The organism is Photobacterium malacitanum (assembly GCF_900185615.1).
Lineage (GTDB): Bacteria > Pseudomonadota > Gammaproteobacteria > Enterobacterales > Vibrionaceae > Photobacterium > Photobacterium malacitanum.
In genome coordinates, this window is sequence record NZ_FYAK01000003.1 from 1 (window position 1) to 21,264 (window position 21,264).

The 21,264-nt window shown below is 41.3% G+C and carries 19 protein-coding genes and 6 tRNA genes; 14 read left to right on the forward strand and 11 right to left on the reverse strand.

What is annotated here, in order from left to right:
- Positions 1–109 precede the first annotated feature (109 nt).
- From PMAL9190_RS09400 to PMAL9190_RS09425, 6 genes are all read left to right on the forward strand, one after another.
- A tRNA-Pro gene (locus tag PMAL9190_RS09400) sits at positions 110–186 on the forward strand.
- Between the two features lie 9 nt (positions 187–195).
- Positions 196–271: transfer RNA gene (locus PMAL9190_RS09405), tRNA-His, on the forward strand.
- A 150-nt stretch (positions 272–421) separates the two neighbouring features.
- Positions 422–498: transfer RNA gene (locus PMAL9190_RS09410), tRNA-Pro, on the forward strand.
- A gap of 321 nt (positions 499–819) precedes the next feature.
- Positions 820–896 (forward strand) — tRNA-Pro (locus PMAL9190_RS09415).
- Between the two features lie 9 nt (positions 897–905).
- Positions 906–981 (forward strand) — tRNA-His (locus PMAL9190_RS09420).
- A gap of 150 nt (positions 982–1,131) precedes the next feature.
- Positions 1,132–1,208 (forward strand) — tRNA-Pro (locus tag PMAL9190_RS09425).
- A gap of 204 nt (positions 1,209–1,412) precedes the next feature.
- Here the strand turns inward: PMAL9190_RS09425 and PMAL9190_RS09430 are convergent.
- A complete protein-coding gene (locus tag PMAL9190_RS09430) occupies positions 1,413–2,276 on the reverse strand; it encodes a TraB/GumN family protein (RefSeq protein ID WP_087844976.1) in 864 nt (287 codons plus the stop codon).
- A 191-nt stretch (positions 2,277–2,467) separates the two neighbouring features.
- On the reverse strand, positions 2,468–5,386 hold the full coding sequence (locus PMAL9190_RS09435; protein ID WP_235004337.1) for a cation transporter: 2,919 nt from the start codon (positions 5,384–5,386) through the stop codon (positions 2,468–2,470).
- Between the two features lie 104 nt (positions 5,387–5,490).
- Here PMAL9190_RS09435 and cueR point away from each other — a divergent pair, with 104 nt between their 5' ends.
- Positions 5,491–5,883, forward strand: coding sequence for a Cu(I)-responsive transcriptional regulator (gene cueR / locus PMAL9190_RS09440; protein WP_159458392.1), 393 nt, complete (start codon positions 5,491–5,493; stop codon positions 5,881–5,883).
- 36 nt (positions 5,884–5,919) lie between these two features.
- Here the strand turns inward: cueR and PMAL9190_RS09445 are convergent, their stop codons facing one another.
- Positions 5,920–6,357, reverse strand: a complete 438-nt coding sequence (locus PMAL9190_RS09445) for a hypothetical protein (protein WP_087844978.1) — start codon at positions 6,355–6,357, stop codon at positions 5,920–5,922.
- On the reverse strand, positions 6,344–7,009 hold the full coding sequence (locus tag PMAL9190_RS09450; protein WP_087844979.1) for a transcriptional regulator: 666 nt from the start codon (positions 7,007–7,009) through the stop codon (positions 6,344–6,346). The genes PMAL9190_RS09445 and PMAL9190_RS09450 overlap by 14 nt, the downstream gene beginning before the upstream one ends.
- A gap of 714 nt (positions 7,010–7,723) precedes the next feature.
- Between PMAL9190_RS09450 and PMAL9190_RS09455 the strand changes: the two genes are divergently transcribed.
- Positions 7,724–8,755 (forward strand): OmpA family protein, encoded by a 1,032-nt coding sequence (locus PMAL9190_RS09455; RefSeq protein WP_087844980.1) that lies wholly within the window; start codon positions 7,724–7,726, stop codon positions 8,753–8,755.
- 153 nt (positions 8,756–8,908) lie between these two features.
- Positions 8,909–9,322, forward strand: a complete 414-nt coding sequence (locus PMAL9190_RS09460; RefSeq protein WP_235004338.1) for an META domain-containing protein — start codon at positions 8,909–8,911, stop codon at positions 9,320–9,322.
- Between the two features lie 69 nt (positions 9,323–9,391).
- Here PMAL9190_RS09460 and PMAL9190_RS09465 read toward each other — a convergent pair whose 3' ends face one another.
- The 3 genes from PMAL9190_RS09465 to PMAL9190_RS09475 form a co-directional block, all read right to left on the reverse strand.
- Positions 9,392–10,246 (reverse strand): co-chaperone YbbN, encoded by an 855-nt coding sequence (locus PMAL9190_RS09465; RefSeq protein ID WP_087844981.1) that lies wholly within the window; start codon positions 10,244–10,246, stop codon positions 9,392–9,394.
- A 432-nt stretch (positions 10,247–10,678) separates the two neighbouring features.
- Entirely contained in the window at positions 10,679–11,506 is an 828-nt protein-coding gene (locus PMAL9190_RS09470; RefSeq protein WP_087844982.1) for an SDR family oxidoreductase, read from the reverse strand.
- A complete protein-coding gene (locus PMAL9190_RS09475; RefSeq protein ID WP_087844983.1) occupies positions 11,503–12,117 on the reverse strand; it encodes an arylesterase in 615 nt (204 codons plus the stop codon). Before PMAL9190_RS09475 ends, PMAL9190_RS09470 begins: the two co-directional genes overlap by 4 nt.
- On the opposite strand from PMAL9190_RS09475, the gene PMAL9190_RS09480 reads away from it, so the two are divergent.
- The 4 genes from PMAL9190_RS09480 to PMAL9190_RS09495 all read left to right on the forward strand — a co-directional run bounded on the left by PMAL9190_RS09480 (position 12,116) and on the right by PMAL9190_RS09495 (position 16,025).
- Entirely contained in the window at positions 12,116–12,826 is a 711-nt protein-coding gene (locus PMAL9190_RS09480; RefSeq protein WP_087844984.1) for an ABC transporter ATP-binding protein, read from the forward strand. The genes PMAL9190_RS09475 and PMAL9190_RS09480 overlap by 2 nt on opposite strands.
- The gene (locus PMAL9190_RS09485; protein WP_087844985.1) at positions 12,819–15,326 is read left to right on the forward strand and encodes an ABC transporter permease; all 2,508 of its coding nucleotides are present in this window, start codon (positions 12,819–12,821) and stop codon (positions 15,324–15,326) included. The genes PMAL9190_RS09480 and PMAL9190_RS09485 overlap by 8 nt, the downstream gene beginning before the upstream one ends.
- Positions 15,327–15,430: 104 nt before the next feature.
- Positions 15,431–15,670, forward strand: coding sequence for a type II toxin-antitoxin system prevent-host-death family antitoxin (locus tag PMAL9190_RS09490; RefSeq protein ID WP_087844986.1), 240 nt, complete (start codon positions 15,431–15,433; stop codon positions 15,668–15,670).
- A 10-nt stretch (positions 15,671–15,680) separates the two neighbouring features.
- Positions 15,681–16,025 (forward strand): type II toxin-antitoxin system RelE/ParE family toxin, encoded by a 345-nt coding sequence (locus tag PMAL9190_RS09495; RefSeq protein WP_065169017.1) that lies wholly within the window; start codon positions 15,681–15,683, stop codon positions 16,023–16,025.
- 59 nt (positions 16,026–16,084) lie between these two features.
- On the opposite strand, the gene PMAL9190_RS09500 is transcribed toward PMAL9190_RS09495, so the two are convergent.
- Positions 16,085–16,987, reverse strand: coding sequence for a TIGR01777 family oxidoreductase (locus PMAL9190_RS09500; protein ID WP_087844987.1), 903 nt, complete (start codon positions 16,985–16,987; stop codon positions 16,085–16,087).
- A gap of 235 nt (positions 16,988–17,222) precedes the next feature.
- Between PMAL9190_RS09500 and yfcE the strand changes: the two genes are divergently transcribed.
- A complete protein-coding gene (gene yfcE / locus PMAL9190_RS09505) occupies positions 17,223–17,771 on the forward strand; it encodes a phosphodiesterase (protein ID WP_087844988.1) in 549 nt (182 codons plus the stop codon).
- A 69-nt stretch (positions 17,772–17,840) separates the two neighbouring features.
- Here the strand turns inward: yfcE and PMAL9190_RS09510 are convergent, their stop codons facing one another.
- The 3 genes from PMAL9190_RS09510 to pta form a co-directional block, all read right to left on the reverse strand.
- On the reverse strand, positions 17,841–18,116 hold the full coding sequence (locus PMAL9190_RS09510; protein ID WP_087821016.1) for an Rdx family protein: 276 nt from the start codon (positions 18,114–18,116) through the stop codon (positions 17,841–17,843).
- 24 nt (positions 18,117–18,140) lie between these two features.
- Positions 18,141–18,902 (reverse strand): sulfite exporter TauE/SafE family protein, encoded by a 762-nt coding sequence (locus PMAL9190_RS09515; protein ID WP_087844989.1) that lies wholly within the window; start codon positions 18,900–18,902, stop codon positions 18,141–18,143.
- Positions 18,903–19,032: 130 nt separating this feature from the next.
- Positions 19,033–21,180, reverse strand: a complete 2,148-nt coding sequence (gene pta, locus PMAL9190_RS09520) for a phosphate acetyltransferase (RefSeq protein WP_200813405.1) — start codon at positions 21,178–21,180, stop codon at positions 19,033–19,035.
- Between the last annotated feature and the right edge of the window lie 84 nt (positions 21,181–21,264).

The window sequence follows — 21,264 nt, forward strand, 5'->3', positions numbered from 1 at the left end:
AACCAGTATTATCGTCGGTGAATAGCGCAGTTTAGTAGCGCATCTCTGATGTTAGGAATAGCGGACCAGAGGGTTGACCCTTCTAGCAGCGTTCCAGAAAAGAATTAGTCGGTGAATAGCGCAGTTTGGTAGCGCATCTGGTTTGGGACCAGAGGGTCGGGGGTTCGAATCCCTCTTCACCGACCACTTATAATGGTGGCTATAGCTCAGTTGGTAGAGTCCCGGATTGTGATTCCGGTTGTCGCGAGTTCAAGCCTCGTTAGCCACCCCATTATTCAGGTTATCTTTTTATTAGAGACCTTGGCCTTGTAAGCCTAAAGATTGTCGGTGAATAGCGCAGTTTGGTAGCGCATCTCTGATGTTAGGAATAGCGGACCAGAGGGTTGACCCTTCTATCAGCGTTCCAGAAAAAGAATTAAGTCGGTGAATAGCGCAGTTTGGTAGCGCATCTGGTTTGGGACCAGAGGGTCGGGGGTTCGAATCCCTCTTCACCGACCACTATTTAAAGTAGTGGTTTATTAAAACCAGTATTATCGTCGGTGAATAGCGCAGTTTAGTAGCGCATCTCTGATGTTAGGAATAGCGGACCAGAGGGTTGACCCTTCTAGCAGCGTTCCAGAAAAGAATTAGTCGGTGAATAGCGCAGTTTAGTAGCGCATCTCTGATGTTAGGAATAGCGGACCAGAGGGTTGACCCTTCTAGCAGCGTTCCAGAAAAGAATTAGTCGGTGAATAGCGCAGTTTGGTAGCGCATCTCTGATGTTAGGAATAGCGGACCAGAGGGTTGACCCTTCTAGCAGCGTTCCAGAAAAGAATTAGTCGGTGAATAGCGCAGTTTGGTAGCGCATCTGGTTTGGGACCAGAGGGTCGGGGGTTCGAATCCCTCTTCACCGACCACTTATAATGGTGGCTATAGCTCAGTTGGTAGAGTCCCGGATTGTGATTCCGGTTGTCGCGAGTTCAAGCCTCGTTAGCCACCCCATTATTCAGGTTATCTTTTTATTAGAGACCTTGGCCTTGTAAGCCTAAAGATTGTCGGTGAATAGCGCAGTTTGGTAGCGCATCTCTGATGTTAGGAATAGCGGACCAGAGGGTTGACCCTTCTATCAGCGTTCCAGAAAAAGAATTAAGTCGGTGAATAGCGCAGTTTGGTAGCGCATCTGGTTTGGGACCAGAGGGTCGGGGGTTCGAATCCCTCTTCACCGACCACGATTAAGAAAACCGTATCGAAAGATACGGTTTTTTTTCGTCGGTATAAAATGAATCATAGCTTTGATGCTCAGAGGGTGAGGGTTCACCGATATTAAAACCTGGCTCTTCACCGACCACGATTAAGAAAACCTGAGTCGAAAGATTCAGGTTTTTTTTCGTTTGTCGAAATGGGTGAATAGTTCAGTTTGGTAGCTCTTCACCTTAATCACAATCGGCTGTTGTACCTGAAGTCATCTTCTCAACGCTAAAGCCCTGCTGTTTCATCAAATTCGGTAATCCTTGTTCGCCTATTAAATGAAATGCGCCGACTACCACCATAAACTTACCTGATTGATAAGTAGGATCTTTTACTAAGGCTTCTGCCCAGCGCTGATTACGGTTAAAAATTAAGGCATCATCAGTGGTGGGATCAAATTGGCTTTCTTGAAACAGTTGTTCAAGCTTATTACCATCGCCGTGTTGCCAAACTTTCACTAAGCAACGCAATGATGATTGGGTTTTATGCCATTCATTGATCGTTTCCAGCAACATAGGAGTGCCATTTTCTGGTAGCGTTTCAAGCATATTAAATTGCTGGCTAACACTTTCTAATTCGAGGATTGGCAATTGTTGCTGCTGAGCGCGCTGTAACAGCACGTAGTCGATACCATAATCTGATTTTAGTTCGAGTTTATCAGCAAGAGCGAGCTGAAGAGTAACAGCAGTTAACCAAGGTGGCTGTTGAAGTAGCTGTTCAAATGAAATGTTGAGTGTAGTCGTGATCTTTTGTAGTTGTTTGAGTTCTGTCGCTGAGAGTGCTTGTTGAGTAAAAGGTGGCTTAATCGTTGGAGCTACCTGTGATTGTTGTAAAATATTAGCTTCAACAACCAATGCATCAGCGTGTTGCCATTGCTCAAGAAATATAGCAGGCAACGGAAACATCGCTTCTTTTCCTGCATGAATAGAACCTAAAACATAAAACTCACGTTGTTGGTCATAAATTTTCCATACAATCGGTGTTGCAAGTGCCGATTGGGAAATAAAAGGCAGAAGTAATAATGCTTTTGATAAAAGAGATTTGAACATAAGTTACCGCTGATTAAGTAGGATAGTTAAGTTATAACAAATAATTGGGCTAAGTGAGATCAAAAAAGGCTACCGAAGTAGCCTTAATATGATTGCTTAAAGATAATTATTTTGGGTTACGAATACTTGGATGAAGCCAGAACCACCATACAATAAACCCAATTGCAGCAGCACCGAATAAAAAACACATACTATTTCTCCTGATGTTGTTGGCTTGGCTTGAATAAACGTAACCGGTTAGCGTTACTTACTACAGTGATTGATGATAGCGCCATTGCCGCACCTGCAATCACAGGGCTTAGCAGTGTTCCTGTAAGCGGGAATAACACGCCAGCCGCAATTGGAATACCTAATGTGTTGTAAATAAAGGCACCAAATAAGTTTTCTTTGATATTTCGTAATGTTGCTTTTGATAACTCCAAGGCATCCGCTACACCGTGCAGTGAGTGACGCATTAGAGTAAATTGGGCACTTTCAATAGCAACATCAGTACCACTTCCCATCGCGATTCCCACTTCAGCTAATGCAAGGGCTGGTGCGTCATTGATACCGTCACCGACCATAGCTACTCGTTTACCTTGTTGTTGTAATAAGGTAATTTGAGCGGCTTTGCCATCAGGTAATACATCGGCAACTACGTCTGAAATACCGAGTTTAGCAGCAATAACGTGGGCTGTTTTGACGCTGTCACCGGTGAGCATTACCACATTAAGTCCCATATTTTGCATACGCTTAACAGCAGACAATGAATCATCACGGAGTGGATCACTGATACCAATGATCCCTGCTAAAATACCATTTTGAGCTAGGTAAACCGGTGTTGCGCCTTGGCTGGCAATGAAGTCAAAGTCAGCTTCAGCGTGAGAAATATTAATTTCATTTTGATGCATGAATGTGGTATTACCGAGTAATAATTGCTGTTGTTCTATGGTGCCGGATACACCTAATCCGGCATATGCATTAAAGTTGCTGTGCGGGTAAAGCGCAAGTTGTTGTTGGTGCGCTGATTCAACAATGGCATTCGCTAATGGGTGCTCTGATCCTTGTTCTAAGCTGGCAGCTAATTGAATCAATTGTTTACGAGTTAATGCATTATAAATTTTATAATCAACTACTTGTGGTTTACCTTCAGTTAAGGTACCTGTTTTATCTAATACCACAGTATCAATGCTAGCCGCTTGCTGCATAGCTTCTGCATCTTTAATTAAAATGCCTAATTCTGCTGCACGCCCAACACCAACGGTTACGGACATTGGTGTTGCTAGGCCTAATGCACACGGACAAGCAATGATAAGTACTGTGGTAGCAGCAACAAGCATATACACCGATGCTGGTTGTGGACCAAAATAATACCAAGCCATGGCCGTTAATATGGCAATGATCATCACACTAGGTACGAAAATACTGGAGATGGTATCCGCTAAGCGTGCTAGGGCTGGCTTACTACTTTGTGCTTGGCGCACTAATTGAATAATACGCGCAAGCATAGTGTCACTGCCTATATGCTCAGCTTTAAATAATAGGCTCCCTTGTTGGTTAATTGTGCCTGCACGAACATGATCGCCCGTTTTTTTATGCACAGCCAAAGGCTCACCTGTAAGCATTGATTCATCAATATAGCTATTACCATCAATAACATAACCATCAACAGCCACTTTAGATCCTGGCTTTAAACGTAACGTCATGCCAGCAATAACTTCGCTCAATGGGCGCTCAATGTCTTGTCCATTTTCAACCACAATCGCCGTTTGAGGTTGAAGATCGATCAAACGCTCTAAGGCTTTTGAGGTTCGGCTGCGTGCGCGTGCTTCTAGTGCATGACCTAGAGTAATTAAACCAATAATCATTGCAGAAGCTTCAAAGTACACGTGACGAGCTGCAACTGGAAACATCGTTGGTGCAATAACTACAGCCATTGAAAATAGCCATGCCGCACCAGTCCCCAAGGCTACCAATGTATCCATGGTGGCACGATGATGACGGAAAGCTTTCCAACTATTGATATAAAAATCTTTTCCTGCCGTTACTAATAACGCCAAGGTAATTAAACCAACAATTCCCCAACTTATTTGACTGGCTGTAGAGTCAATGATCATGCTACCGCCAAAGATCCCCCAAGCCATCATCGGGATCCCTAAGCCGAGTGCAATCATGGCATTACGCATATGGGTTGCTACTGTTTGTTGGTTTTGCTGCTGCTGACGAAGACGGCGACTTTGATCATCTTCACTTTGTTCTGCGCCATAACCCGCTTGTTCTATTGCAGTAATAATCGCCTGTGGTGATGCTTGCCCATAAATTAAGGCTGTACGCTCAGCAAGGTTAACATTGACACTGTCAACGCCGTTTACCGCCTTTATTGCTTTTTCTACAGATGCTACGCAACTGGCACACGTTAGCCCTGATAATAATAATTGGGTTGCTTGACCTTGCGGTGGGGCTGTAATTTTTGGTTCTGGTTCTGGTTCTGGTTCTGGTTCTGGTTCTGGTTCTGGTGCGAGAGATTGATCAATTAACGTTGCTGACTGAGATGGTGTTATCGCTTGATAACCTGCGGTGGCTACCAATGCAATAATCTCGTTAGCTGCTAATGATGTTTTAACACTGAGATTATTTTTATCAATACTAATAATCTCAATATTGGCTTGCGATAAGACGGTGGTTAATTTAGCAACACATTTTCCGCATGATAACCCGGTTAAACTGAAGTCATAGCTATGTTGTTGCGGATTAGTGACAACCTGATAGCCAAGTTTAACGATAATGTCAGTTAGTGCTTGCTCACTTATTGAGCCTGATACATCCGCGAGCTGTTTGCTAATATTAAAATGTGCAACATCATCACGTTCAGCTAGTGCTTGTTCAATTTTAGCAACACAGTGGCCACAGGATAAGCCACTCAGTGGTAATTGGTAATGATAGCCAACTTGGTAGCCTAATGCTGTTACAGCATCAAACAGCGGGCTTAAAGGGGTATCATTGGTTATGGTTAAATACTCAGTATTAATATCAATAATTTCAGTTTGAGGGAGTAGGCTTATGGCATCACGAATTTTATTCACGCAACGCATACAGCGTACATTGGCAAGAGGAAGGGTTACGGTATTCATGTGCTCGCCTTTAATGCTTAAATGAAATAATAACGCTAGCATAATCCTTCCAGTAACTATAATGTCAAGGCTATTTTTTAATACAGTAGAGTAAGCAAGTGATGATGAGTATTAGTGATGTTGCTAAACAAACCGGATTAACGGCTAAAACGATCCGTTTTTATGAAAGCAAAGGGGTGATAAGTGCCGCACCAAGGGGAGTCAATGGCTATCGTTATTACAATGCGGAGCATATTGCGGAGTTATTACTTATAAAGCGTTCTCGAATGATTGGATTTTCTTTAGATGAGTGTCAGCAATTACTGGCATTATCAACCGATCCCGATCGTCAAAGCCGTGATGTTAAACAAAAAGCACTACAAAAATTAGTAGAGATAGATCATAAAATAGAAGAGCTTAAACAAATTAAATTAACCCTAGCAGCATTGACTGAACAATGTCCTGGCGATAAAAATTCAGCATGCCCAATTATTGATAGCTTAACTAAAAAAGGCTAAATAACCATTTAAGTCGATTATTTAGCCATATGTTAGTTAGTGACCACTATCTGTCATTGATAAGGTGCCATCATAAGGAATAACACGTAATTGCTTTTTTGGTGATGAGCTATAGCTAATCATAGTATTTTTATCTAATCGCTTGAGATTAAATTGATGCCAAAAACTCTCATGGGTCCAATTAAGGCTTTCAATCGCAGCATCGGTGATTTTTTTAGTGTGATCTTCAGTATCCACTACCAATACGGCAGCATTACCAAAGGCATAAAAATACAGCCCCTTTAAGACAGTATAACCATTGTCTTTTTTAGGGTTTGGGTAATCAATGAGTGTGTATTGGCCAAACTTGCAACTACCAAATTGTTCATGGCTGGGTGTTACGTACTTATAGTTAAAATCACACCCCATGCCATTAATAACGGGGTATAGCATTAAAACCAATAATGCTATGACGACGTATTTAAATTTTTTCATACATTTTTCCATTGGTATCAATGTAAACCGTGCTTTTACTGCTCAAGTTTTGTGGTAGTTTTTGTAGGTTGAGCAATTCAATATTACCACAAATTTTTTGAGCATTAACGGTAACACAAGGTGGAGACTGCCAGCTGCTAGCCCATAACATCACCCAAGCAAACATAACCGTTAAGCAAATGGTATAGCCAATTTTTGCCATGGTTGGGAATGAGTGAGCTGTTGATGTATGTTTAGTCTTCTTCGCATCAGTACCAGCGGTATTACTATCACTATGGTGATCGGTTGGCTGTAATTGCTCCGAGCTATGCTGTTCATTATCGATCACAACTTCGGGTTGAAATTGTTGTTGGATAAAGGTGTTATTGGCAATTGTAAATCCTGCCCCTTTAATTGTGATGATAATTTCATTCTTGCTTTTAAATGCTTTGCGAAGATTCGCAATAGCAACATTTAATGAGTTAGGTACAACCACTTTATCTGGCCAACCAATTTCAAGTAGTTTTTCACGACTGATAATTTCGCCACTGTTATCGATTAAAAATTGGAGGATTTTTGTTTCGCTAGCACTGAGCTTAGTGGTTGCTTCTTGATTCGTGTAAGCGCTTTTTTGCGGCTCAAAAACATCCTTACCGTATTTATATATGATCATGGCGTTAACTACCTATCTTAGTATCTGTTTTACGCAGTACGCTCTTAGATGACGACTGCTTTTTTTATTGTTATTGCTTTCGGTATCGAAGCATTTGGGTGTTTATAGCGATATAAAAGACACATTTTTTTAGTAAACATACAAAGAGCAACAAGGGAGTCGCAGCTGTTATTGCTACTCTAAAAAAGTTCATTACCCATCTCGATCCTTTATTTTCAAAGCAAATGCTAACAAAAAAAAAGATTTATGGAAGAGATGATAAAGGATAATTACCGCCTCAAAAGGGCAGATATGATTATTTATCACATTATGTGTAGTATAAAAAAGTGTGTTTTTCACATTTTTTTTTACGCGTTGATGATAAAGTTGTTAGTGTTTATTTGTATGTTTTATATGGTATTTTTTTGAATTATGTACTGTTTTTATGTTTTTTTATATGAATCTAAGCGTTAAAAAAAACTGTTTTTTTTATTTATCTAAATTTTTTCTGAAAGATTTATTTTTCAGAAGCCATTTTTTTGACGCGTGTGAAAAAACGCCAATTAATTGTGAACATCATTTTTTATTATTTGCCTTAATGCTAACACAGTCACAAAATGAGTAGGTTCCTGACAAAGGCTGTCCTGCGATACACACTTAAAATAATAGATAGTACGCACTTATATGGGCAGACAATTAGAAAAGTTTTAAAGTATTTAACCAATGGAGTTAAACATGAAATTGAAATCTCTATCTCTAGCTGTAGTAGCAGCTTTATCTCTAGGCGTTGCTACATCTGCAATGGCTGCTGATGCACCTGCAACGGCTACAAATAACACTGCGGCACTAACTCAATCAGCAGCAACTGGTCACTGGTACGCTGGTCAAGGCCACGGCTTCTGGGTTGGTGGTGCACTAGGTATGGGTTATGTTGGTAGCGCAGACTCTCACATGTTTGGTGGTCAAACTAATGCTCCTAGCGCTAAGCTAGATGCTGGTTACGACTTCAACCAATACGTTGGTGTTTACGGTAGCTACGACTTCATGTACAACCTAGGTAATTCAAACCTAAACCTAGCAACTGTTGGTGTTAAAGGTAACCTACCTCTTACACAAAAATTATCTGCATTTGCTAAAGTTGGTGCAACTTACATCTACGCTGATGATAAGAACTTCGCTGATAATGCATTCCATATGAAGTCTGATAGCTTCTCTGCAACTGGCGGTCTAGGTCTTTCTTACCAGCTAACTAACGCACTATCTACTCAAATTGGTGCTGATTACTACCAAAACCTACGTACTTCACACGGTCACGCTGATCTAACTCAAGCGTACTGGGGTATGACATACAAGTTTGGTCAACCAGCTACACCAGTAGTTGTTACTAACAATGTTGAAGTAGTTAAAGAAGTTGCTGTAGAAGCACAAGTACCAACACGTTCTTCTTACGTTCTTCCATACCAAAATGGCGAAACTAAGCTAAACGCTTACGGTCGTTACAACCTAGGTGAGATTGCTGCAACTATGCAAGCTAACCCAGCAGTTAACGCTCAAATCATCGGTCGTACCGATAGCGTTGGTGGCAAGGCAATCAACGACAAAGTTTCTGCAGAGCGTGCAGCAAACGTTGCTAGCTTCCTAGAAGCAAACGGTATTAGCGCATCTCGCCTAACTGTTTCTTCTGTTGCTAACACAAACCCAATCAAAACTGATAAAGCAGACAGCACTAACTACGTGCAGCGTTCAGTACAAATCATCCTTAAGTAATTAAGACGATTGTACTAACTGTCTAGTTTTAAACTAGTTTTAATATTAATGCCGATGAGAGATCATCGGCATTATTTTATTCGATTGTTATCTCAATAGCCTGTTTAGATATGATGAAAGCAAACTATTGAGATTAAGATTGAGTCGTAGAGCATGATGAAAAAAAGTAAGTTTTGTTTATTAATATTATTGGCCATTTCATTAACGGGCTGTTTTTCTAATCAGCAATTAAAGAAGTCAACTCAATTAGTTGGTGATTGGACCCTCAAAGGAGGGGTTTGTATTCCAGGTGTTACCAAGCATAAGCCTAAATTAATTATTAATGCTGATATGAAGGTTTCTGGATTTACTGGCTGTAATCAATTTAAAGGACGCTTAATTGCTGCTGACGGCAGTTTTACTTTGCCAACTGTTACTCGCAGAATTTGTTTGCCAGAGCTTGTTACTCAAGAAGAAAATATGCTAAACGTATTACGTAGCGCAACCAGTATTGAAGTGATTAATAATACTTTAGTTATTGATTCTGGTAATAAATTTTTAGTGTTTGAAAAAACAAATGCAAGTTAATTTTAAGATTAGATAAATAAAAAAGGCCCGTGAGCATGATGCTGACGGGCCTTTTTTTATTGGATTAAATTAATATAACAATGAATATAGTTGACGACGGTAATTGGCCGCAATTGGATTACCTTGGCCTAATGCGGCTAAAATATCCATCATGGTTTTTTTAGCACTGCCGTCAGCAAAATTTAGATCACGACTAAGTACTTCAAGTAATAATGCTAATGCTTCTTCATTACGATTAACTTGACTGTATTGAACGGCAAGCTCAAAAGCGATATTGGCATCGCTAGGGTTAGTTGCAAATTTTTGTTCTAATTGTTGGATTTCTGGTGAATTACCTGCTTGCTTATGTAATTCAAGTTTAGCAACCAGTCCTTTATATTGAGCATCTTGATCTTGCATTGGAATGGTATCGAGAATTAATTCCGCTTCATCAAATAATCCTGCTGCAATTAAACATTCGGCAATGGCTAGCTCAATGGTGCTATTTTTAGGGAATTTTTGTGCCAGTTGACGAAGTAGTGCCAGTGCTTGATTGTAGTCTTCACTTGCGACTAATGCTAAAGCATGTTGTAGCTGAAGTTCTTCTGGTGATGGCAGGTGACGATTTAGCATCTCACGTAAACTTTGTTCCGTTTGTGGTCCGGCAGAGCCATCAACGGGCTGACCACCTTTAAATAAAGCGACGGTCGGTAAACCGCGAACGCCAAACTGAGAGGCAACCATTTGTTGAGTTTCACAGTTGACTGTCGCAAGTGTAAATTGCCCTTGATATTCACGGGCAATTTTTTCAAGCGTTGCATTGACTTCAAGTGTTTCTGGCATCGAAGGGGCCCAGAAACTGATTGCCACAGGTGTCTGCATCGATTGTTCGATGATCTGCTGAAGATTCTGTTCGTTTAATTCAAGCGCGACATTTTGATACATGTGCTGATATCCGTTGGCTATTTGAAAGGCTATAACAAATATATGGGGATGAATCGAGACGAATCAAGAAAATAGCACTAAATGACACTAATTATTAAACGTCAGCATAATCGCGAGTGTGATACAGACACAGATAATATTAATTTGGCGCAACGACATACTACACCTCAGATAAGAAAATTTACGATGATATGAGTCTTTTGACTTAAAACTACTGTAGCGTTTTATTGTGACACTAATGTGACGTTATTATAGTTTTTATACCTGAGGGATGATTATTTGAATTTAAGGGCTGTTTTTTTAACTTTAACTGTTGTTATAGAGCAAATATAACCAGATTTATTTTTTAGTTGTTGTTTTTATCACCATTTTAGCTGAGTGACAGTGATAAATATGACCATAATAAATGTTGTTATTATGGTCTATATTTAACTAATTACTCTTTATTAGTAGTTTATCTAACCACTTCGTCGGCAATATGCGGCGCAGAAAACCAAAAATATATGTAGGCTGGGTTACGTAATAACGTGCTTTTGGCTGCTTACTGTGGATTATCGCTAACAGCTGCTTAAATACCGCTTCAGGGCCTAAAGTAAACTTGTTATTGGGGTTCGCTGCCCCTAATCGAGCCAATGTTTGTTGGTAAGGCTGCTGATGGCGCGAATGATTACTATCAATATATTGTTCAAATTTTTGTTTGGCATTATGCCGAAAATTGCTTTCAATCGGACCGGGTTCTATTAATGCAACGTTTATTGGCGTATTTGATAACTCTAATCGCAACGTATCTGTATACCCTTCAAGAGCAAATTTACTGGCGTTATACGCGCCACGATACTTCATTGCTACTAACCCTAAAACTGAACTGTTTTGAATAATTTTACCGTGACCTTGTTGTAGCATTAATGGGATCACAGCACGAGTAAGTTGGTGCCAGCCAAAAAAGTTGGTTTCAAATTGCGCACGTAATGCGTCAGTAGGTAAATCTTCTAACGCACCAGGTTGGCCGTAAGCGGCATTGTTAAACAATATATCTAATTGCCCATCAGTAAAGACCAACGCTTGCTTTAGGCCGCGATCAATGGATTTAGAACAACTAAGATCAAGTTGAATACACTTAATACCTTGGTGATTTAATCGTTCCACATCACGAATATGGCGGCAACTGGCGATAACGTTATAACCGAGTTTATTGAGCTCTGCTGCGCAGTAATAACCAATACCAGAACTACAGCCGGTAATTAAAATTGATGGTGTCACTGGATGGTTTCCTTGTTGAGATAAGGGCTAAGTTGCTGCGCCATAAATTGCGCGATCAGCGGTTGTGCTTGTGCTGTTGGGTGAAGTCCATCTTTCATCATTAACTGAGGTTGATCAATAATTTCAATAAGAAAAAAAGGCAATAGCGGCACATTCAATGATTGGCTCAATGTCGAGTAGGTGTTGCGAAATAGTTCGTTATAGCGTTTGCCATAGTTAGGTGGAATTTCTATTTGCATTAATAATGGCTGTGATCCCATTTCTTTAATTAAAGTGATCATCTGGGTTAAATTATTGCGTAGTATTTTAGGGTGAAATCCACGTAAACCATCATTAGCACCTAACTCGATTAAGACAATGTCGGGGTGATGTTGCGCCAGCAGCTGGGGAAGGCGTGCTAAACCATTACCGCTGGTGTCACCTGAAATGCTGGCATTGATAACCGTTGTTGGTTGAGATTGTTGGGCTAATATTTTAGGAAGAAGACTGGGCCAACTTTTATTGGCAGGCATTTGATAACCTGCACTTAAACTATCGCCCAGCACTAATAGTGTTTGACTCGATGCTGTCGATGCAAATAACAGCATTATTAATGAAAGGATTCGTATCATGTCAGTCTCCGTCATAAAAGCTCACTCTGTTTTCAAACAGGTTACGACAGCCTTGTCGCCTATGACTATATTGCAGGATGTTTCGCTTGAGGTCGAGCAAGGTGAGTCAATTGCATTAGTGGGAGTATCTGGCGCAGGAAAATCGACCTTAATGACCTTACTCGCTGGGTTAGATGTGCCAACAGCCGGTGAGATTGAATTATTAGGCCATAACCTGACAAATCTAAACGATGAGCAACGGGCACAATTGCGCAGTGAATCTATCGGATTTGTATTTCAAAATTTCTTATTGTTACCCACCTTAACGGCGTTAGAAAATGTCACCTTGCCATGCTTAATTCAGAACAATGATATTGATATTGAACGCGGTAAGCATCTACTTAGTGTGGTGGGGTTACAAGGACGTGAAACCCATTTACCGAGCCAATTATCTGGTGGTGAGCAGCAGCGGGTCGCATTAGCACGAGCGTTTATGATCAAACCTAAAATTCTGTTTGCCGATGAGCCAACGGGTAATTTAGATCAGCAAACAGCGACGATGATCATTGAGTTACTGTTTGAGCTTAATCGAAATAGTGGCACTACGTTAGTATTAGTCACTCATGATGATGCTTTAGCTGCTCGTTGTGATCGCGTAATGCGATTAGATAATGGCGTGTTAAAGACAGCAAGCCATCGCCAATCAACCAAGGAAGATCGCCATGGTTAATATTGCTGTCATAAGTCATAAAACGGCCTTTATGCTGCGTTGGGCATGGCGTGAGATTCGGCAAGGGCAATTATGGTTGGTTACTCTTGCGTTGAGCTTAATTATTGGCTGTGTGTTTGCATTATCGGCATTAGTGAGTCGTGTTGAAGCGATCATTGTCGATCAGGGCCGATCCGCACTTGCCGCAGATAGAGTTTTAGTTTCTTCACAGCCGGTTGATCTGTCGCAGCTTAAGATTTCAGCAACAGATCCTGTAACAATGTCACAGCAAACCCGTTTTGGCACTATGGTATTTAGTGATAACGGCATGCAATTGGTAAGTGTTAAAGCGGTCGATGCTCTTTTTCCATTGCGTGGTGAATTAGGTTTACAGGGCGCTAATACAACCGTATTAGATCAGCATGTACAGCCGCAGCAATTATGGCTCGCAGAACGGTTATTTTCACTGTTGAACGTCAATATTGGCGATATGTTAATGGTTGGTGATACTGAACTAAAAATTAGCGGCCGTATTACTCAAGATCCTGAATTATCGTTTAATCCTTTTAGCCAAATGCCGACCGTTTTTATTAATCAACAAGATATTGCTGCCGTTGGAGGTGTACAACCAGGCAGTAGAATCAGTTATCGTTATTATCTTTCTGGTTCAAATACAGCCTTAGACAATATTCGTCAGCAGTTAAGATTAACCCCAAGTCAACGCTGGTTAACGGAAAATGATGCTAGCCGCAGCGGCGATTTTATTGAGCGGGCACGGCAGTATTTATCATTGACGTTAGTGCTGGTGGTATTAATGGCTGCTGCGACTTTAGTGCTTACTTGTCAACACTATGCCGTTACCCGTAAAACGGCGGTGGCGATGATGAAAAGCCTCGGTGCTTCAAGGTCTTTTTTATGGCGCTGGTTATTCACCCAAATCAGTTTAGTGTTTGTGGTCGCGATTATTATTGGTTTAACACTTGGATTTGGGCTTGAATGGTTACTTCGTTACCCACTGCAAAATCTATTGCCAAATGATTTACCGCCAATGGGATTAGCCCCGATGGTGATTAGCTTATTATTGGCATTATTAATTGCATTGCCTGCACTGGGGATACCGTTATCACGTTTGGTGCAAACTGCGTCTATTCATTCAGTCCAAGCTTTAACACTGGCATCGATACCGAACCGTTTATCTTGGCTGTTACTTTCCTTGCCGTTGTTAGCAGCCATAGTATGGATTGGCAGTAATCTATTTGTATGGCTAACCTTGCTAGGTATGGCTGTACTGTTGATCATATTAGCGTTAGCTGGTGTGGCAGCGATTGCTTTATTACAAAAAATACAACTCGGTGCTGCTTATCGTTTAGCACTAAGCCGAGTTAATCGCAGTAAAACCAACACTGCGACGCAGCTGGCGGCATTAACTTGTTCATTAATGTTATTGGCAGTGATTGGCTTATTACGAAACGAGTTACTGGCTGATTGGCAACATACGCTCCCTGCTGATGCGCCCAATGTATTTGCACTCAATATTGCCCCTGAACAACAACAAGGCTATTTAGCTGATCTAGATAAAGCACAGTTAACCCGCTCGCAAGGTTATCCAGTAACGCGTGGGCGGTTAGTGGCAATTAATGATCAACGCTTTTATACGCCATCAAATTCAACCGCAATTGATCAAAGCGCCGATAATACTGAGATAAGTAACGAGCTAAATCGAAACGCGGATGATGACAGTGTCGATCCTGCCTTAAAACGTGAGCTTAACTTTACGTGGGCAACAACACTGCCAACTCATAATGTCGTGACTAAAGGGCAATGGGGTAAAGCGGAAGGTGTCTCGGTTGAATCTGGCATTGCCAAACGGTTGAATATTAATCTCGGTGACAAGTTAGCATTTACTGTGGGTGGATTAGAATTTAACGCTACTGTGAACAGTATTCGCGATGTTGAATGGCGTAATATGAAGCCTAATTTTTACTTTATTTTCACACCAGATGTGTTGCAGTCATTCCCCGCAACAGGACTTGTCAGTTTTCGAGTTGGCGAGCAGCAAAATGCATTACTCAATACCTTAGCCAGCCAATATCCAACCGTGACAGTGCTTGATTTACGAATGATGGCGACCCGTATTCAAGGCCTGCTAGCACAAGTCAGTTGGTCGTTAACGGTATTGGCAGGATTGGGGGTGGTCAGTGGTTTATTGCTGATCATGACCTTATTACGCTTGAGTATTTCCGAGCGCCAAACTGAAATTCAGTTATACCGCACTTTAGGTGCAAGCCGTAAACGCATTGCCGCCACTCTATGGTTTGAGTACGGCATTATTGCGCTATTGGGAGGTATTATTGCAGCTGTTGGCGCTGAATTTGTTGTCGGCTTGCTGGTGGTGAAAGGTTTTGAACTGCCGTTTACGATACATCCATTAATGTGGCTAGGCTTACCTGTGTTAGCGATTGGTCTGGTGTATTTAGTGTCACGATCGCAGATCAACAAGCTGTTGTTGCCGTTGCGGTGATGGATATAAAACAATAGTGGTTTTTATTTAGTCTAAATATAGACCAACTCATGAGTCATAGGTTATGATAATTGTAACGTTGAAAAAAACGCATAAGGTTATTTATGATTGAAACAGTAAGTTTTCTGAAGAAAAATGCTGCAGATCTTCCGTTATCTGAGCCTTTGACGATCACCCAAAATGGTAAGCCATCTTACGTTGTGATTTCTTATGAAGAACATGAGCGTCGTGAGCAAGCTATTGCTATGATGAAGATGCTAAGTTTTGCTGAAGCTGATATCAAGCAAGGTCGTACATCGTCAATGACATCATTAAAGAAAAGATTAGCAGCGCGTAAAAAATAGATGAGATTTTATGTCTATGATTGAACTAGTTTCTACGAATACATTTGAGAATACAATGTTTGCGCTGATTGATTATTTCACTCAGTGGAATGATGAAAATAAAGTCGTCGAACGGGTTGAAAAGCTGATTGAGAAATTTGAATCGACAGTACTAGATAATCCTAAAATGTACCCTATATGTCACGACATAAGGGAGTTTTTTGGAATGATTGAGTACCGAGTATTTAAATCTGATGGGTTAAAAATTGTTTACCGTTATGATGCTGTTAATAACATCGTTTATGTAATGTTGATGCTTAGTGATAAACAAGATATGCAAAAGACGTTGATCGATTATTGTCTGGTTTATAAGTAAATTTAGAAAGTCGTTCTATTATTGCAATAGAACGACTTTTTTATGTAAACATTTAAAAACTATTCCCCCAACGTCTGCTTTAACGCTTGTTCAATACAAGGAAAAGTAAAGTTAAACCCTGCTGCTTGTAACTTATTTGGCAATGCACGTTGACCATCTAGCAATAGCTGTGATGACTCTCCAAGGGCTAATTTTAATACCCAAGCAGGGGTAAATAACAGGTGTGGGCGATGTAAAGTGGCGGCGAGAGTGGCACTGAAAACACGATTGGTAACAGGGTTAGGGGCGGTGAAATTATACGGGCCTTGAGTCTCATTGTGATTGATTAAAAATAAAATCCCTCGCACCATGTCTTGCAGTTGGATCCACGGAAAGTATTGTTGACCATCGCCAATCGGACCTCCTAGACCTAATTGATAAGGCAGTAACATTTTCGCTAATGCGCCACCTTGTTTTGCCAATACTATCCCTGTGCGTAATAAACAAACACGGGTGTTATCAGATTGGGCTGCTAATGCGATTTGCTCCCAGCGGTAACAGACCTGTTGGGAGAAATCCGTGTTATTGGGTGCAATTTTAACTGTTTCATCAATAGTACGATCGTGTTGGTCGCCATAAATTCCTACGGCTGAGCCACTAATAAAGGTATGCGGTGGAGTGTCACTGGCTTGAATTTTATCGACTAATTGTTGAGTAATGTTCCAGCGACTGTCTTCAATGATTCGCTTTTGTTGCTCGCTCCAGCGTTTATCCATAATCGGTTCGCCAGCAAGATTAATAACCACATCAAATTGATTTAGATTAGGCAGCGATTGTAATGAATCAAGTGCATTAATATGATGGCCTAATAATTGATAAGCGCGAGTAGGATCACGGCTAATAATTGTAATTTCATCATGATTTAAATGAGGAAGTAATGCTTTGCCTATCAGCCCTGTTGCGCCTGTTACTAAGATCTTCATGTGGTTACTCCCTCGCAGTGATCGGTTTTACAATTTTAAATTAACTGATGTTGTAAGCAAGTTAGTGGTGAGATAAATATTCGCAATTATTGTTACCTCACAGTATAACTGCAGCCAATGATAGCCGTTGTATCACAATGATGCTTGATTACGCTAAAGCTCAACAATAGTATTTTTATTGTCGCTCACGTAGACTAAAGCGATATTTTTTTTGATGTTGTAGCTGAGTTTAGTAATGAAATTATTTTTTGCATCTGATATTCACGGTAGTCTAGCAAGTGCTCAAAAAGCGATTGCAGCCTTTGAAAAAAGTGGCGCTAAGTATCTTATTTTACTTGGCGATATTCTTAATCATGGTCCACGCAATGCGTTACCTGAAGCCTATGATCCGATCAAAGTGGCTGAATTATTAAATCAATATGCTGATCGTATTACCGCGGTACGAGGTAATTGCGACAGCGAAGTCGATCAAATGTTGTTAAATTTTCCAATGATGGCTGATTATAATTTAGTGATGTTAGCCGATGGTCGACGATTATTTTTAACTCACGGGCATATTTATAATGCAGATAAACACCCTCAATTAATGGCGGGTGATGTGATTGTAGCGGGACATACTCATATTCCGGTTGCTGAGCTGAAAGGGGATTATTATGTGTTTAATCCAGGCTCAGTGGCTATTCCACGTAATGGTTTACCTGCAAGTTACGGTTTATTAGACGCAAACCAGCTATCTGTGATTAGCTTTGAGGGTGAAGTGTTGGCGCAAACAGTGCTTAATTAACATGTTAGCCATTAATAAAAAAGCGCATGTTTGAGTTACCAAGCATGCGCTTTTTTGTTGATGGAAGGGCTATCTATCGATATGGCCTAAGTCTCGCTCAGGATCAATCACATCACGAATGCGTTGTTTAAGCTGTTTGGCATCAGGAAACCCGCCATCCTGTTTACGTTCCCAAATTAAGCGATTGTTGCAATGAATTTCAAATCGCCCACCAGTATCAGGATGAAGACTGATAGTTTTTATTTCTTCACTGAAACTATGTAAGAGCTCTTGAGTCATCCATGTTGCTCGCAGCATCCAATTACACTGACGACAATAATAGATATCAATAGTGGCTGTGTTCATGCGTATTCCTGTTGATGCTGAAGATTAAAGATCGAGTAACAGTTTAAAGCCAATCACAAAGGTTAAGCTTTCAAAGCAACGTTTAATTAATTGATTACTGCGTTGATGAGCAAGGTGAGCACCAAGGTAGCCACCCAATAATGATCCGACCAATAATACCGGTAGCCATGGCCAATAAATGGTTGCACCAGCTTGATAAATAGCAACAGCGCCAATTGCATTCCAACATAAGCCAACACTAACGAGGGTGATGGCTACCGCTTGTTTGTAATCGCAACCAAACCAACGCACCATAAATAAAGTTACAAATAAACCGCTGCCAGCAGTGAGGGAGCCGTTAATTATACCGATAATAAATAAGCTCACAGCACCAACCATAAAGCCAACCGCATTACGGTGTTGTGGTTCTGAAATTTGGCCGAGCTCTTTGGTGGTAACAGAATAAATACCAAGGCAAATAATTAATGCACCTAAAGCCGCTTCTGCAAATTTAACCGGAATTAACAAAATTAGGTTAGCGCCAAGGATGACACCAACGCTGCCGACGATGATCACATACAGTGTTAGCTTCCATGACAAAGTGCCATTACGAAGATGTTTTATTGTTGCACCTATGCCTAAAGCGACACTGGCTATTTTATGGGTTGCAAGGGCAATACTAAACGGAAGGCCGAGAAAGATAAGCAGCGGAAATTGGATCAGTCCTGCGCCACCACCAGAGAGTGAGGCCAGCGTATTTGAAATTAACGAGCCAATAAACAGCCCTAATGTATTGAGTGCATCCATGCTATGTGGTTGTCCTTAACCATAACTAGACTTTTAGCATAAAGGCTTAAATCAGCTGTTGCCAGCAATAAAAAACGCCCCAGCACAAAAAATTCGTGCTGGGGCGTTAGAACAGTTTTAACGTAATAAATTACTTAGCGCTAGCTTGTTCAGCCTGAATCGCAGTTAGTGCAACTGTGTAAACGATATCGTCTACTAGTGCGCCACGAGAAAGGTCGTTAACTGGCTTACGCATGCCCTGAAGCATTGGACCGATAGATACTAGATCTGCAGAACGCTGTACCGCTTTGTATGTTGTGTTACCTGTGTTTAGGTCTGGGAATACAAATACAGTTGCTTTACCAGCTACTGGAGAGTTAGGTGCTTTAGAAGCCGCTACGTTTTCCATGATTGCAGCATCGTACTGTAGAGGACCGTCAATGATAAGATCTGGACGTTTCTCTTGAGCAAGTTTAGTTGCTTCACGTACTTTATCTACGTCTGCGCCTTTACCAGAAGTACCAGTAGAGTAAGAGATCATAGCAACACGTGGTTCAATACCAAATGCTTTTGCAGAATCTGCAGATTGGATAGCGATTTCTGCAAGTTGCTCAGCTGTTGGATCTGGGTTGATCGCACAGTCACCGTAAACCAATACTTGGTCAGGTAGTAGCATGAAGAATACAGAAGATACGATAGATGCATCTGGTGCAGTCTTGATGATTTGGAACGGAGGAACGATAGTGTTTGCTGTAGTGTGAACTGCACCAGATACTAGACCGTCAACTTCATCGTTCTCAAGCATCATTGTGCCTAGGAATACTGAATCTTGTAGTTTCTCACGAGCAACAACGTCAGTCATGCCTTTCGCGCCACGTAGCTCAACTAGACGAGCAACGTAGTTTTCACGTACTTCATCAGAGTTGATGATAGTTACGCCAGCACCTAGAACCACACCTTGTTGCTCAGCAACGCGGCGGATTTCTTCTGGGTTACCTAGAAGCACACATTCAGCGATACCGCGCTCAGCACAGATAGCCGCAGCTTTAACTGTACGTGGCTCATCACCTTCAGGAAGAACGATACGCTTAGCTGCTTTACGAGCAAGTTCAGTTAACTGGTAACGGAATGCTGGTGGGCTTAGACGACGCTCACGAGTTGAACCTTCAGATAGCGATTCAATCCAGTTACCATCGATGTGGCTTGCCATGTATTCGTTAACTAGCTCTACACGCTCTTTATCGTCTGCAGGTACTTCAAGAGTGAAGCTCTGTAGATTTAGTGATGTCTGCCAAGTGTTACCTTGAGCTGTCATTACTGGAAGACCAGTCGCGAATGCGCGCTCACATAGATCCATAACAGGTTTTGGTAGGTCGTAACCACCTGTTAGTAGAAGTGCACCTAGCTCAACGCCGTTCATCGCAGCAAGACATGCAGCAACGATAACGTCTGGACGGTCAGCTGAGGTTACTAGTAGTGAACCTGGACGGAAGTGCTCAACCATATTTGGAATAGAGCGTGCACAGAAAGTGATGCTCTTAATACGACGAGTTTCTAGATCACCAGTATTGATAATTTCAGCGTTTAGGTGCTGAGCAATATCTGTTGCACGAGTAGCGATCAGCTCTGCGCTCCAAGGTGCACAACCAAGTACACGAATAGGGCTAGAGTTGAACACTTGCATGATTTCAACATTTGAAGGCACAGTACCTTCAACGTCATCAAAGATCTCAGAAAGATCTGGGCGAGTACGGCCTTCTGAATCAACAGGTGCGTTAAGTTTGTTAACAATAACACCTGAGATTTGCTTGTTCTTAATACCGCCGAAGTTAGAACATGCTACTTCGATACGCTCTTTAAGTTGGGCTGGGTTATCAGTACCAGGAGAAACAACGAATACGATTTCTGCATCTAATGTTTTAGCAATTTCGTAGTTGATCTGGTTAGCAAATGGGTGCTTACGTGTTGGTACAAGACCTTCAATAAGTGCCACTTCAGCATTTGCTGTTGCCGCTTTAAAGCGTGCAACGATATCTTCAAGTAGAACGTCAGTTTTGTCGTTACGGATCAGTTCTTCTGCGCTTGCCATTGAGAATGGGTCAGCCAACTCCATTGTGCTATTGGCACGAATGATAGTCGTTGTTAGATCTGGCTGATCGCCACCGTGACGTGGTTGAGCGATAGGTTTGAAGAAAGAAACGCGAACGCCCTTGCGCTCCATTGCACGAAGTACACCAAGGCTAACGCTTGTTAGACCAACACCAGCGCCAACTGGGATAAGCATAATAGTACGAGACACTATAGATTCCTTTGACTATTGAATCGATACAGCACTGTTCAATAACAATTCGACTTTAGCGACTAAAGCAGAATAATCATAGAG

What these genes read in the sequence shown, in the direction of transcription:
- PMAL9190_RS09495 (WP_065169017.1), top strand. Translation starts at nt 15,681, where the DNA reads ATGTCTATGATTGAACTAGTTTCTACGAATACATTTGAGAATACAATG.
- yfcE (WP_087844988.1), top strand. Translation starts at nt 17,223, where the DNA reads ATGAAATTATTTTTTGCATCTGATATTCACGGTAGTCTAGCAAGTGCT.
- PMAL9190_RS09460 (WP_235004338.1), top strand. Translation starts at nt 8,909, where the DNA reads ATGATGAAAAAAAGTAAGTTTTGTTTATTAATATTATTGGCCATTTCA.
- PMAL9190_RS09490 (WP_087844986.1), top strand. Translation starts at nt 15,431, where the DNA reads ATGATTGAAACAGTAAGTTTTCTGAAGAAAAATGCTGCAGATCTTCCG.
- PMAL9190_RS09515 (WP_087844989.1), bottom strand. Translation starts at nt 18,902, where the DNA reads ATGGATGCACTCAATACATTAGGGCTGTTTATTGGCTCGTTAATTTCA.
- PMAL9190_RS09465 (WP_087844981.1), bottom strand. Translation starts at nt 10,246, where the DNA reads ATGTATCAAAATGTCGCGCTTGAATTAAACGAACAGAATCTTCAGCAG.
- PMAL9190_RS09430 (WP_087844976.1), bottom strand. Translation starts at nt 2,276, where the DNA reads ATGTTCAAATCTCTTTTATCAAAAGCATTATTACTTCTGCCTTTTATT.
- PMAL9190_RS09500 (WP_087844987.1), bottom strand. Translation starts at nt 16,987, where the DNA reads ATGAAGATCTTAGTAACAGGCGCAACAGGGCTGATAGGCAAAGCATTA.
- PMAL9190_RS09510 (WP_087821016.1), bottom strand. Translation starts at nt 18,116, where the DNA reads ATGAACACAGCCACTATTGATATCTATTATTGTCGTCAGTGTAATTGG.
- PMAL9190_RS09445 (WP_087844978.1), bottom strand. Translation starts at nt 6,357, where the DNA reads ATGAAAAAATTTAAATACGTCGTCATAGCATTATTGGTTTTAATGCTA.
- PMAL9190_RS09450 (WP_087844979.1), bottom strand. Translation starts at nt 7,009, where the DNA reads ATGATCATATATAAATACGGTAAGGATGTTTTTGAGCCGCAAAAAAGC.
- PMAL9190_RS09485 (WP_087844985.1), top strand. Translation starts at nt 12,819, where the DNA reads ATGGTTAATATTGCTGTCATAAGTCATAAAACGGCCTTTATGCTGCGT.
- PMAL9190_RS09475 (WP_087844983.1), bottom strand. Translation starts at nt 12,117, where the DNA reads ATGATACGAATCCTTTCATTAATAATGCTGTTATTTGCATCGACAGCA.
- PMAL9190_RS09480 (WP_087844984.1), top strand. Translation starts at nt 12,116, where the DNA reads ATGTCAGTCTCCGTCATAAAAGCTCACTCTGTTTTCAAACAGGTTACG.
- cueR (WP_159458392.1), top strand. Translation starts at nt 5,491, where the DNA reads ATGAGTATTAGTGATGTTGCTAAACAAACCGGATTAACGGCTAAAACG.
- PMAL9190_RS09455 (WP_087844980.1), top strand. Translation starts at nt 7,724, where the DNA reads ATGAAATTGAAATCTCTATCTCTAGCTGTAGTAGCAGCTTTATCTCTA.
- PMAL9190_RS09435 (WP_235004337.1), bottom strand. Translation starts at nt 5,386, where the DNA reads ATGAATACCGTAACCCTTCCTCTTGCCAATGTACGCTGTATGCGTTGC.